Source organism: Sorlinia euscelidii (assembly GCF_036452135.1).
Classification (GTDB): Bacteria; Pseudomonadota; Alphaproteobacteria; order Acetobacterales; family Acetobacteraceae; genus Sorlinia; species Sorlinia euscelidii.
On sequence record NZ_JAWJZZ010000003.1, the window covers coordinates 1 to 12,478 of the forward strand.

General features: G+C 56.6%; 7 protein-coding genes, 3 tRNA genes and 3 rRNA genes. 12 read left to right on the plus strand and 1 reads right to left on the minus strand.

The genetic code is table 11. The features are described 5' to 3' along the window. The 7 genes from CGLAMM_RS05735 to CGLAMM_RS05765 all read left to right on the plus strand — a co-directional run. A 16S ribosomal RNA gene (locus CGLAMM_RS05735) occupies positions 1–65 on the plus strand; the annotation flags it as partial. Between the two features lie 137 nt (positions 66–202). Then, positions 203–278: transfer RNA gene (locus CGLAMM_RS05740), tRNA-Ile, on the plus strand. 34 nt (positions 279–312) lie between these two features. Further along, positions 313–387, plus strand: a tRNA-Ala gene (locus tag CGLAMM_RS05745). A gap of 341 nt (positions 388–728) precedes the next feature. Then, positions 729–3,466: ribosomal RNA gene (locus tag CGLAMM_RS05750) — 23S ribosomal RNA — on the plus strand. Between the two features lie 169 nt (positions 3,467–3,635). Next, positions 3,636–3,750: ribosomal RNA gene (gene rrf / locus CGLAMM_RS05755) — 5S ribosomal RNA — on the plus strand. Between the two features lie 62 nt (positions 3,751–3,812). Beyond that, a tRNA-Met gene (locus tag CGLAMM_RS05760) sits at positions 3,813–3,889 on the plus strand. Positions 3,890–4,348: 459 nt separating this feature from the next. After that, positions 4,349–4,951, plus strand: coding sequence for a TetR/AcrR family transcriptional regulator (locus CGLAMM_RS05765; RefSeq protein WP_418115474.1), 603 nt, complete (start codon positions 4,349–4,351; stop codon positions 4,949–4,951). A 47-nt stretch (positions 4,952–4,998) separates the two neighbouring features. Here CGLAMM_RS05765 and CGLAMM_RS05770 read toward each other — a convergent pair whose 3' ends face one another. After that, positions 4,999–5,643 (minus strand): Ros/MucR family transcriptional regulator, encoded by a 645-nt coding sequence (locus tag CGLAMM_RS05770; RefSeq protein WP_418115475.1) that lies wholly within the window; start codon positions 5,641–5,643, stop codon positions 4,999–5,001. Positions 5,644–6,262: 619 nt separating this feature from the next. Between CGLAMM_RS05770 and CGLAMM_RS05775 the strand changes: the two genes are divergently transcribed. From CGLAMM_RS05775 to CGLAMM_RS05795, 5 genes are read left to right on the plus strand one after another with little or no spacing between them, the layout of a single operon-like run. After that, positions 6,263–7,477, plus strand: coding sequence for an isochorismate synthase (locus CGLAMM_RS05775; protein ID WP_394820115.1), 1,215 nt, complete (start codon positions 6,263–6,265; stop codon positions 7,475–7,477). Between the two features lie 59 nt (positions 7,478–7,536). Continuing rightward, complete coding sequence (locus CGLAMM_RS05780; RefSeq protein WP_394820116.1) at positions 7,537–8,193, plus strand: isochorismatase family protein; 657 nt, start codon at positions 7,537–7,539, stop codon at positions 8,191–8,193. Then, positions 8,190–8,957 carry an SDR family oxidoreductase gene (locus tag CGLAMM_RS05785; protein ID WP_394820117.1) on the plus strand — a complete coding sequence of 256 codons (768 nt, stop codon included), beginning with the start codon at positions 8,190–8,192 and terminating at the stop codon, positions 8,955–8,957. The genes CGLAMM_RS05780 and CGLAMM_RS05785 overlap by 4 nt, the downstream gene beginning before the upstream one ends. Before the next feature lie 17 nt (positions 8,958–8,974). After that, positions 8,975–10,741: an ABC transporter ATP-binding protein gene (locus CGLAMM_RS05790; RefSeq protein ID WP_394820210.1), complete on the plus strand. Its 1,767-nt coding sequence runs from the start codon at positions 8,975–8,977 to the stop codon at positions 10,739–10,741. Continuing rightward, positions 10,735–12,465 (plus strand): ABC transporter ATP-binding protein, encoded by a 1,731-nt coding sequence (locus CGLAMM_RS05795; protein ID WP_394820118.1) that lies wholly within the window; start codon positions 10,735–10,737, stop codon positions 12,463–12,465. Before CGLAMM_RS05790 ends, CGLAMM_RS05795 begins: the two co-directional genes overlap by 7 nt. Positions 12,466–12,478 lie beyond the last annotated feature (13 nt).

Sequence of the window (12,478 nt, forward strand, 5' to 3'; positions counted from 1 at the left end):
CAGCGACTGGGGTGAAGTCGTAACAAGGTAGCCGTAGGGGAACCTGCGGCTGGATCACCTCCTTTCAAGGAACGATGATGAGTATATGTGTTGGTGAGAGCTGATGGATATATTTGCATTGTTTTAAGACAAAGCCCTGTTTTTGATAAAGCAGGCGATGGCTGATAAGGCGCCGTCAACATATCCTTTTTTACGATGTTATGGGCTAGTAGCTCAGTTGGTTAGAGCACACGCTTGATAAGCGTGGGGTCGGAGGTTCAAGTCCTCCCTGGCCACCATTATTTCCGGGTTGAGAGATCTGGGGATGATTTTGGGGGCGTAGCTCAGTTGGTAGAGCACCTGCTTTGCAAGCAGGGGTTGTCGGTTCGATCCCGTCCGCCTCCACCACATTTGTGGTGATAACATTGTAATGAAGAGGGTTTTCAAGTTTGCTGCGCGGGACATTTTTCTGCGTGAGCGATGTTTGATCTTTGTCAGAGTGAATAGGTTGGTGCACTTTCTGTGTGCTGTTGGTTTCCGGTTGGTCTGACCGTGGAGAAGCCTTTGCGTGATGCTGATGTTTAACATTGGTATTGTGAGGGGTTTTAAAGCGATAAGGGAGCTGACATTTGGCATACAGAGAGTGAGAAGAAAGATTAGAATGATAGAGAGATACGCGGATGCTGCATTTTCTCTACGGAGTAACGCTGCACGTGAGACGTGTGGATGGTTGCTGTGTATGTGTAGCATGTGAGTATGAGAAGGGCATTTGGTGGATGCCTTGGCATCAGGAGGCGATGAAAGACGTGGCACGCTGCGAAAAGCCATGGGGAGCCGCGAGCAGGCATTGATCCGTGGATATCTGAATGGGGAGACCCACCTAGCGATAGGTATCATAGACTGAATTCATAGGTTTATGAGGCGAACCCGGGGAACTGAAACATCTCATTACCCGGAGGAAAAGACATCAACAGAGATTCCGCTAGTAGTGGCGAGCGAACGCGGAGGAGGCCAGTAGGTTATTTAGGAGAAGCAGAACAGTCTGGAAAGTCTGGCGAGAGAGGGTGATAGCCCCGTATGCGTAGTTCCTGGATAATTTCTTGAGTAGGGCGGGGCACGTGAAACCCTGTCTGAACATGGGGGGACCACCCTCCAAGCCTAAATACTCCCTGATGACCGATAGTGAACAAGTACCGTGAGGGAAAGGTGAAAAGCACCCCGATGAGGGGAGTGAAAGAGACCTGAAACCAAATGCCTACAAGCAGTCGGAGCCTCTTATGGGGTGACGGCGTACCTTTTGTATAATGGGTCAGCGAGTTTCTGTTTGCAGCGAGCCTAAGCCGATAGGTGTAAGCGAAGCGAAAGCGAGTCTGAATAGGGCGCATGAGTTGCTGGCAGAAGACCCGAAACCGAGTGATCTAGCCATGGCCAGGCTGAAGGTGCGGTAACACGCACTGGAGGGCCGAACCCACGCCTGTTGAAAAAGTCGGGGATGAGCTGTGGCTAGGGGTGAAAGGCCAATCAAACTCGGAGATAGCTGGTTCTCCGCGAAATCTATTGAGGTAGATCGTCGTGTATTACCCTCGGGGGTAGAGCACTGGATGGGCTAGGGGGGCCCAAAGCCTTACCAAACCTAACCAAACTCCGAATACCGAGGAGTATGAGCACGGCAGACAGACGATGGGTGCTAAGGTCCATTGTCGAGAGGGAAACAGCCCAGACCACCAGCTAAGGCCCCTAAATCGTGGCTAAGTGGGAAAGGATGTGGGGATTCCAAAACAACCAGGAGGTTGGCTTAGAAGCAGCCATCCTTTAAAGAAAGCGTAATAGCTCACTGGTCTAATAGAAACCCTGCGCCGAAAATGTAACGGGGCTCAAGCCACGTGCCGAAGCTGTGGGTGCATACATTGTATGCGCGGTAGCGGAGCGTTCCGTAAGTCTGCGAAGGAGACGGGGTGACCCTCTCTGGAGATATCGGAAGTGCGAATGCTGACATGAGTAGCGACAAACAGTGCGAGAAACACTGTCGCCGAAAGTCCAAGGGTTCCTGCGCAAGGTTAATCCACGCAGGGTAAGCCGGCCCCTAAGGCGAGGGCGAAAGCCGTAGTCGATGGGAACCAGTTGAATATTACTGGGCCTGCCAGAAGTGACGAATGCGATATGTTGTCTGTTCTTAATGGATTGGACAGGCTTTTGGAGCATTCCGGGAAAGAGCTCTGGCATATAGACCGTACCCGAAACCGACACAGGTGGACTGGTAGAGTATACCAAGGCGCTTGAGAGAACGATGCTGAAGGAACTAGGCAAATTGCTCGTGTAACTTCGGGATAAGCGAGACCCGTATGTGGGCAACCATGTGCGGGTGGCACAGACCAGGGGGTAGCGACTGTTTAGTAAAAACACAGGGCTGTGCGAAGTCGAGAGACGACGTATACGGCCTGACGCCTGCCCGGTGCCGGAAGGTTAAGAGGAGATGTGAGAGCATTGAATTGAAGCCCCGGTAAACGGCGGCCGTAACTATAACGGTCCTAAGGTAGCGAAATTCCTTGTCGGGTAAGTTCCGACCTGCACGAATGGCGTAACGACTTCCCCACTGTCTCCAGCATCGGCTCAGCGAAATTGAATTCCCCGTGAAGATGCGGGGTACCCGCGGTCAGACGGAAAGACCCTATGAACCTTTACTGCAGCTTTGCAGTGGCATCAGAGACATTCTGTGTAGGATAGGTGGGAGGCTATGAAGCATGGGCGCCAGTCTGTGTGGAGCCATCCTTGAAATACCACCCTGACTGTCTTTGATGTCTAACCGCGACCCGTAAGCCGGGTCCGGGACCCTGCATGGTGGGCAGTTTGACTGGGGCGGTCGCCTCCCAAAGTGTAACGGAGGCGCGCGATGGTGGGCTCAGGTCGGTCGGAAACCGACTGTCGAGTGCAATGGCATAAGCCCGCCTGACTGTGAGAGTGACAGCTCGAACAGAGACGAAAGTCGGCCATAGTGATCCGGTGGTCCCACGTGGACGGGCCATCGCTCAACGGATAAAAGGTACTCTAGGGATAACAGGCTGATCTCCCCCAAGAGTCCACATCGACGGGGAGGTTTGGCACCTCGATGTCGGCTCATCACATCCTGGGGCTGGAGCAGGTCCCAAGGGTTCGGCTGTTCGCCGATTAAAGTGGTACGTGAGCTGGGTTTAGAACGTCGTGAGACAGTTCGGTCCCTATCTGCCGTGGGTGTAAGAGACTTGAGAGGATTTGTCCCTAGTACGAGAGGACCGGGATGAACATACCTCTGGTGCACCGGTTGTCGCGCCAGCGGCACCGCCGGGTAGCTAAGTATGGACAGGATAACCGCTGAAAGCATCTAAGCGGGAAACCTACCTCAAAACAAGGTCTCACAGGGCCGTGAAAGACCATCACGTCGATAGGCTGGGTGTGAAAGCGTGGTAACACGTGCAGCTGACCAGTCCTAATCGCCCTTATTACTCACATCAACGCCGCTCTCCCTCACAGGAAAGCAGCATGCACATACATAGCAGTCATCCACGCATCCAAAGCGTCTCTCTCATCTCATTCCACCCCTTCTCCTCATCCCGTCCCGCTCATTAAGCAGGACAGGGCATGCACCAGCCTCTCCACCCTGCAAAGGGTGGGCCAGATGACCTGGTGGCCATGGCGGGAGACTTCCACCCGATCCCTTCCCGAACTCGGCCGTGAAACGCCCCAGCGCCTATGATACTGCAGCTTAAGCTGCGGAAAAGTCGGTCGCCGCCAGGTCTCCTGACCCACCCACATCAAACCGATATCCTCAGGGGATCATTCCAATCATCCCCCACCATCGCGGGGTGGAGCAGCCCGGTAGCTCGTCAGGCTCATAACCTGAAGGCCGCAGGTTCAAATCCTGCCCCCGCAACCATCTTAATAACACCCCCACTTCATACGCCTCACGCGCCTCAAACAGGCCGCTCTCTCGCGTCCTCAGCTCCCCCCATCGCATCACATTAAAAAACCCCGCCCACCGCCTCGAGACCCCAAAGCGGCAGGCAGGGGCGTCTCGGTCCAGACCGACGCTCTACTCAATCTTCTCAAACGCACCCGCAACACGAACCTCAACCTTCTCATCAGGATAAACCGCCGCGACCACCAACCTGGCCGCACGGATAAAACCGCCCCATACCCCCGTCACCACAACCCCCACTCACCTCAAAGGCAGCCGGAAAACGCCGGAAGCGGGCGCACATCGCCATCGTATCGTCTTGAGGCAATCGTAACTATCTGCTTAAATCTCTCGACAATGAGGGGTGTGACCGGTGACTGAGGGGCGATCGGTCACATTTCCGGTAAGTGAGAGGTCCGGAAATTGTCGCAGATCCAGGTGCGAAAACGACGCAGTCAAGAAAACCGGCTTGAGATCCTGACGGCAGCCGTTACGCTGTTTGAGCAATCAGGCTTTCACCAGGTCGGTGTTGAGGACGTCGTGCGGGCGGCTAACGTGACTAAAACGACGCTTTACCGCCATTTTGGCAGTAAAGACGGGTTGGTTGTGGAGGTGCTGGGTGACCGCATCGATAAGGTGGAGGAAGGTTTAATCGCCGCCATCACGGCGCATAAAGCGCCGCGTGCACGCTTGAAAGCCATTTTTGACTACCACACAAAATGGTTTCACAAGCCCAGTTTTGCCGGATGTCTGTTTTACCGCGCGACGGGGGAATATGCGGGTAGAAGGCGGGAGATCGCCAAGCTCAGTAAAGCGCAGAAGCTCAGCCTTCGTGCCGCGATACAGGCTTTTGTCGAAGAGTTAGGCGTGCGTAAAAACCGCAGCGAAAACTTGGCGCGGTCCATTCTTTGCCTGCTTGATGGTGCAATCATCGCCGCCCATTCATTGGGGGAAAAAGACGCGGCTGAAAATGCGTGGCAAATGGTCGAACTCGCCCTCAGGAGTGAATTGGATCGCGCCGTTTCGACGCGTAGCCGCTGAAGGCCGCACAGTCACGTCGCTCGTGCGGCGCCTGATACAGCCTGACTTTAACGGGCAGCCATTTTATCGAGCAGGTTTGCAGTGTGTCGACGCGTATTTCCCCTCAATTTCGTCGGCGCACGGCCTGAATCGTCGAAAGTTGAGACATCCGTCGCGTCGCATTCAGCGGTGCGGTAAGCGCGCTTCTCATCAATCTTCCGCACCCGCCCCCGACGACTGGCGGCGAGATTCGGCGCGACCGTCGGATATTCGGGCGGTAGCCCCCATCTGCGACGATAATCCTCAATGGACATGCCGAAAGTCGCGCTCAAATGTTTTTTGAGTGTTTTCAGACGCCTCCCGTCTTCCAGACAGATGATGTAATCAGGATGGACAGATTGATGAATGGGCACGGCAGGTATCAGCGTCGGGCTGCCCATGTCTGAACGCGCCTCATACGCCTCCATCATCTGCGCGCGTGGCGGGTCAGTCGGATAAATATCCTCGTGAGAGCCTTCAAATGACGGGCGCAATGCAGAAGTTTCCGGCAGCCAAATCGGGTCCATCCGGGAAATTGTGCCGTAAATTTCCCTGACAAGCTGCGATAACTGGGCGGTCTCCACCCGTGTCGTCGCCAGATGGGCCGCCACGATGTCGGTCATGGCTCTCAGGCGCGCAAGATAGATATCTTCCGAGCAATTTGGGTCATGCATATCTTCAGTCATTTTCGGCATTGTGACAGAATTTCACCCCGAATTTTGGCAGGGACGACTTGCCACGTCCCCGTAAATGAGGTCGTCGCTGCAAGGAGATTAACCGTAGCGGAAGGGCGTGACAAGCCGACTTCTTCGAAAAGATAATCACCGCCTTCTCACCAGATCCGGCACGTGAAGCCACCCTTAAGCCGGGTTTTCGAGCCGTGTCGCGTGAGAAACGACCGTTCATTCCATGCGTCTCAGGATGCGGACAAATGCGGCATGACAGGCAGAAAGATGTCACCAGCTTTACTGAAACGAACAGGATAAGAGCATCTCGCGTATGGGAGTTGGAACGTCTGGTCTCAAATTTTCAAATACACAAAGACAACAACCGGTAAGTCACTCCAAAATGGAATTCCAACCCTGACTTGATGGAGAGTTACACTGCGCCTGACCCTCATGAGTAAGTTGACCTGTCAGACGTAAAATCGACGCCTTCTGAAAACCGCGTTTAATGATAACGATTATCACTTGCATCACCGGTTAATCCGTGTTTTCCAGAATGAGAGGCAGGTCCGGGACCCACCTCGTTTTCATTCAATCCGAATCATTTCGTTAAAACCGGCGGCTCACGATGATGAACCACGATCAATTATCACCCAGCCATGAGGTGCGTGAGGCACGCTCATCGCTTGAGCATTCTCCACGCGTTAGGCAACCTGTCCACGCACAGCATGCAACGCCATCATTTTTCCTGTCATCCTTTCGCGCGATAAAGGCCTCCCGCTTACAGAAACGCCTCAGTCTGAACCAGGCGTGTCAACAGCTCGCGGAATGGCGGGAGAATACTGAGCTCCCGCCAGGTCACGTTGCACCGACCATCTTGGGGGCGCTCCCCTTCGACCTGACGGCACAGGCGGAATTATTCATCCCGACGGACATCGCGCTCACCTCACGAGAAGTGCTTGAGGCGGATTGCGGGGCCGAAACGGTTGAAGAACCCACCCTTCAATCTTACCATTCCGATCTGTCCGAAGCCCAATATTGCAGTCTTGTCAGCGACATAAAAAAAAGAATGGCGCATTCAGATCTCCGAAAACTGGTGCTGGGACGGTGTGCGCGTCTGCGTTTTTCGGGGCCTGTCCATGTAGCTTCCGTTGCAAAGCGGCTTATCGCGCAAAATCCGAGGGACATGGTGTTCCAAATCCCATTACGGGACGGCAGTATCCTCGTCGGCGCCAGCCCGGAACTTCTCATCAGAAAAACGGGTAATGAATTCTGTTGTCACCCTTTGGCCGGGTCCATCCCACGATCATCGGATCGAGAGGAGGACGCGCGCCGCGGCCAGGCCCTGCTTTCATCCGCCAAAGACAGGGATGAGCACGCGATTGTTGTCGCGCAACTGAGGTCACAACTCAGCGCATTATGTCGTGACCTCGAAATCCCCGACACACCCAGCCTGACCCGGACGGCCACAATGTGGCATCTCTCAACCCGGCTCAGCGGGCGCATCGGGGACCGGAAAATGAGTGCGCTTGATCTGGCACGTCTCATCCACCCCACCGCCGCTTTATGCGGCGCGCCGAGAGATCTCGCCTTCCGCACGATCGCGGCGCTTGAGCCTTCGGGGCGCGGTCTCTTTGCCGGCCTCGTCGGGTGGAGTGATGCGCGCGGGGATGGGGAATGGGCAGTGACCATCCGTTCCGGCATCATAAAGGGTGCGGAGGCGCAGCTTTTCTCCGGCGCGGGCATCGTGCCGGGTTCCGACCCTGAAGCCGAATGGCACGAGATTGAAGCCAAATTGGGCACGATGCGGCGCGCTCTGGGACTGGAGTCTGTCAGCGCGTGACGACGTTGAAAGCGAAAGCGCCCTCTTAAAAATGAGATAGCGAGAGATCAGGACATTTTATGGCGATCCCGAAAATAACATCCTATCCCCTGCCGCAATGGGGGCGCACCCGCCTCGGAGAAGGCGCCAAACCGAAGGTTGACTGGGTGATTGATCCGTCACGCGCGGCGTTGCTGATCCATGACATGCAGGATTATTTCCTGTCATTTTACGACGTCGATGCGCCGCTCGTGCGCAGTATGATCGCCCATATCACAGGGCTCCGCGCAAAATGCCGCGCGCTTGAGGTGCCGGTATTCTACACCGCCCAGCCAACGCGTCAGAGCCTGAAGGCGCGCGCACTCCTGACCGATATATGGGGGCCGGGCCTGACGAATATAGCCCCGGAGGCGGCGCGGATTGTGCCGGAACTCACGCCGTCTCCCGAAGAAAATGTGCTGACGAAATGGCGATATAGTGCCTTCGCAAAAACCGATCTGAAAAAGCGTCTGGCGGCGGCGGGGCGCGATCAGCTTATTCTCTGTGGCGTCTATGCTTCAATCGGCTGTCTGGCCACAAGTCTGGACGCGTTTATGCTGGACGTGAAATCTTTTCTGATCGCGGATGCGACGGCCGATTTCAACCTGGCAGACCATGAAATGGCGCTCCGCTACGTTGAGACACGTTGTGGTCGCGTGCTGAATACGGCCGAAGCGTGTCGGTATCTTGGACAATGACAGCGACGCCCGAAATACCCGCCCCGAAAGCAAAAATCGCCTGGGTGACCGGCGCGGCGCAGGGTATTGGCAAGGCCATCTGCGCCCGCCTTCTCTCTGAAGGTGTCTTCGTGATCGGCATGGATCAAAACCCGATCGCGGTCGATCATGTGTCGGACAGCATCATCTTCGATATTTCTGACCCGGAAGCCACGCTCAAAGCGGCAGACGCCCTGCTCTCGCGCTATGCCGCGCCACATTATATTGTCCATGCTGCCGGCATCTTTATCGAGGGAAGTGGCGAGACCTTATCGCTGGAATCATGGGACCGACTTTTCGCTGTCAATGTGACGGGGCCCTTCAACCTCATCAAAGCCGCGTTGCCCGCCCTGCATATTGCGCAGCGCGGCGCGATTGTGCTGATCGGGTCAAATGCAGCACATATACCCCGGCTGGGCATGCTGGGATACGCTGCGTCAAAAGCGGCCCTTGCGGCATTAGGGCGCGGGCTGGCGCTGGAGATGGCGCCCCATCATGTCCGATGTAACATTGTCTCGCCCGGTTCGACAGATACGGAGATGCAGAGGCGTCTCTGGAAGCCAGGGTTCGGCGCGGCGGACGTGGTGCGCGGCGCGCCGAACGCATTCCGGCTTGGTGTTCCACTGGGGAAGATCGCCACCGTGGAGGATATAGCTGACATCACGATGTTCCTCCTCTCCGATCGTGCCGGACACATTACCATGCAGGATATTGTCGTGGATGGCGGGGCAAGTCTGGGCGCTTAAAACTTGGGGGCTTGAGCATGCGCAATGATACTTTGAAGTCGCTGCGCAAACCGATCCGAACATTAATATGGGGCGGCATCTGGCTTGGCGCGTTTGGCGGGGTTTCGGCACTCATACCTTTATTCGGGCTGGCGGCGCTGGCCGAGGCGCTGCAGACTGCTCCGCCTGACCTCCATCGCATTGCGATGCTGGCGGCCCTTATCGTCGTTTGTACCGTCTTGGGTTGGTTGGCCACGACTTTGGCGATGGGGCTGACACATCTCGCGGATGAGCGCCTTCAGGCGCGCCTGCGGTGCCAGATGATCGCGCATCTCGGCGTCCTCCCGCTCGGTTGGTTCACCGGGACGCATTCAGGCATGGTGCGCAAGGCGGTCGAGGATGACCTGACTGAGCTCCATTATCTGACGGCGCATCATGAGGTTGAGCGCATACGCGCCTTGTCCCAACCCATCATCGGTTTATTCTGTCTGTCATTGCTCGATTGGCGTCTCGCGCTGCTCGCTATGGCCACCTGGCCGCTTTACGGCGTAGCATATTTTTGGATGATGCGCGGATATCGAGAAAATCTGCAACTTATGGATCGTGATCTTGCGGCCATCAGCGCCGCCATCGTCGAACTGATCCGCAATATTGTCGTCATTAAATCCTATCGACAGGCGCGCCAGAACCATCATGATTACGGTCAGGCCACCTCGCGTTTCGCTTTATTTTACGGGGGTTGGGCGGGACGCACCGCGCGGATAGAGGCGATTTCCGCGCTCCTCCTTTCCGTGCCCGTCATCATGCTGACCAGTCTCGCCGGAGGGTATCCACTTGTAACAGGCGGGCAGGTGACCCCGGTCATGCTTTTCGCTGAAATCATGGTGGCCATGACATTGCCCCAGTGTTTCCAAACCCTGCATACCGGCAATGCAGCCTTTAAGAGGGCTCAGGCAGCGGCCGAACGTATTGACTATCTTCTCTCACGCCCATCCCTGCCAGCCCCGACGCCGACACACCCGATCAGCCCGACCAGCGCCGAAGTCACTTTTGATCATGTTAGCTTCGCCTATGACGATGGACGCCCCGTGCTGAATCATCTCTCCTTCACCTGCGCTCCCGGGACGGTGACAGCGTTGATCGGGCCTTCCGGTGCGGGCAAATCCACTTTGGCGCGGCTTGTCCCGCGATTTTATGACGTCTCGAAGGGGGCCATACGCCTGGGCGGCGTCGACGTGCGGCAGCTTGACCGCGCAACCCTCTATAGACAGGTTGGCTTCGTCTTGCAGGAGGTGGAATTGCTGCATGGCACCGTGCGCGACAATATCTGTCTGGGCCATATCAATGCGCGAGAAAGTGATATCATCGCGGCGGCGCAGGCGGCACAGATTGACTCCGTCATTCAGGCCTTGCCGCAAGGCTATGACACGATGATCGGTGACGGATATTGTTTCTCGGGCGGTGAGGCGCAGCGCATCGCTTTAGCGCGGATGATCCTTGCCAACCGGCCCATCCTGATCCTGGATGAAGCAACATCCAGCGCCGACCCGGAACATGAAGTGCAGATTCAGGCGGCGCTCTCCCATCTTGCACGTGGTCGGACGGTGATCGTCATCGCACATCGGCTCGCCTCCATTGCCCATGCTGACCAGATACTGGTCCTTGAAGACGGTCGGATTGTTCAGAAAGGCCGCCATGAGATGCTGGTCTCGCAGGAAGGTTGTTACAAAGATCTGTGGGAGGTCGAAAATCGGGCGCAGCCTCTCTCGCATCCGGCCGAAACGGAAGGTGCCCTGCCATGCTGAATTCCCTGCGCAGCCTGCTGATGCCGGACCAGATCCGGCTTATCCGAAGCTACCTCATCCTCCTCGCTGTCAGCGGGTTTTGTGAAGCGGGCACGACCCTGCTTCTCATCCCGGTCACGCAATCCCTGATGACACACGCTTATGATCGCCTCGGAAGCTGGGTGAGTGTCCTGACCATCGCCGTCATAATCACCTGCCTGTTGCGTTACTGGCAGACAGTGCGGGGGATGCGTCTTTCCGTCGTGGTTCTGCGCACGGTGCAGTCCCGCTTGGGACAGCATATCGTGCGCTTGCCATTGGGCTGGTTTTCAGGGGAAGTCAGCGGTCAGGTCTCACGTTGTGCGACATATGGCGCGATGGGGCTGGCCAATGCCCTGTCACATTTACTGCCGGCCCTCCTCTCCGACATTGCGGTGCCGCTTCTGACGAGTGGCGCGATGATGTTGCTGGACTGGCGTCTCGGCATGGTGGCCCTTGGCGGCGCGGTCGGCGTTCTCATTGCGAATTCCCGGATCAGCAGAGCGATCGTCAAGGGGGAAGCGCCATCGCATGAAGCGACTGTCACGCTCAATAATCGCGTCATAGAATTTGCGCGGTGTCAGGCTAGCTTGCGCGCCTTCTGTCTCGAAAGTGCCACTTATGCGCCGCTGACCCAGGCGCTTGAAGCTAAAAATGCGGCGGGCCAATCTCTCCTGAAAACCACATTCCCGAAGGTCCTGATCAGCGGGCTGAGCGTGCAGTTTGTCTTCGCGATACTCGTGGGGGTCGGGCTTCTTCTCACCCTGTCAGGGGGCCTCGGCGTGCCGCGGCTCATGGCTTTCCTCGTCCTTGCGGCCCGGTTTTCCAGCGGGCTGGCGATGCTGGGTGCGCGTATGGGTGTGTTAGGCATGATCCGGCGGGAAATTGAGCGTATTGCCGCCATCATGAATGAACCGACCCTGCCTGAAGCCCCGCGCCGCAAAAATCTCATTGCGCCGGGTGCGATCTCATTTCGATCCGTCGATTTCGGCTTTCATCATGGTGATGTCGTTCTGCATGATGTGACGTTTGAGGTGACGCCTGGGAGCGTGATCGGGCTGATCGGCCCCTCCGGCGCAGGTAAAAGCACCCTCCTGAAATTAATGATGCGGTTTTATGACCCGGTGAAGGGGCAGATCCTGATGGGCGGTGTTGACCTGCGGGACCTTCCGACGGATCAGCTCATGGACCAGATAGCCCTCGTCTCTCAGGATGTCGTCCTGTTTGCAGGCTCGATAGAGGATAATATCCGCATCGGAAACCCGGATGCATCAGAAGAAACATGGCGCCATGCCGCGCGTCTCGCGCGGGTCGATGCGCTCGTTGCGCGGCGGCGACATGGATGGGCCACGCAGGTCGGGGAAGGGGGATGCCAGCTCTCGGGCGGTGAGCGTCAAAGAATTGCCCTTGCCCGCGCGCTTCTTAAAAACGCGCCGATCCTCCTGCTGGATGAGGCGAGTTCAGCCCTTGACGCCCTGAACGTGGCCGCGTTTCAGGATGTGGTGAAGCAATTGCGGGGGAAAACGACGATCATCATGATCACCCACCAACTTGAGACCGTTATGCACGCGGATCACCTTCTGACAATTGAGGCGGGTCGCATTGTCGAGCGTGGCGCGCCCGCAGATTGCCTGACATCTCGCGGTTATTTTGACCGTTTCTGCCGAGAGCGGCGTCAGGCATCAGGCTGGCGTCTGACCGCCTAGCCTTGTGTCAGGC

What these genes read in the sequence shown, in the direction of transcription:
- CGLAMM_RS05795 (WP_394820118.1), top strand. Translation starts at nt 10,735, where the DNA reads ATGCTGAATTCCCTGCGCAGCCTGCTGATGCCGGACCAGATCCGGCTT.
- CGLAMM_RS05770 (WP_418115475.1), bottom strand. Translation starts at nt 5,643, where the DNA reads ATGCATGACCCAAATTGCTCGGAAGATATCTATCTTGCGCGCCTGAGA.
- CGLAMM_RS05780 (WP_394820116.1), top strand. Translation starts at nt 7,537, where the DNA reads ATGGCGATCCCGAAAATAACATCCTATCCCCTGCCGCAATGGGGGCGC.
- CGLAMM_RS05790 (WP_394820210.1), top strand. Translation starts at nt 8,975, where the DNA reads ATGCGCAATGATACTTTGAAGTCGCTGCGCAAACCGATCCGAACATTA.
- CGLAMM_RS05775 (WP_394820115.1), top strand. Translation starts at nt 6,263, where the DNA reads ATGATGAACCACGATCAATTATCACCCAGCCATGAGGTGCGTGAGGCA.
- CGLAMM_RS05785 (WP_394820117.1), top strand. Translation starts at nt 8,190, where the DNA reads ATGACAGCGACGCCCGAAATACCCGCCCCGAAAGCAAAAATCGCCTGG.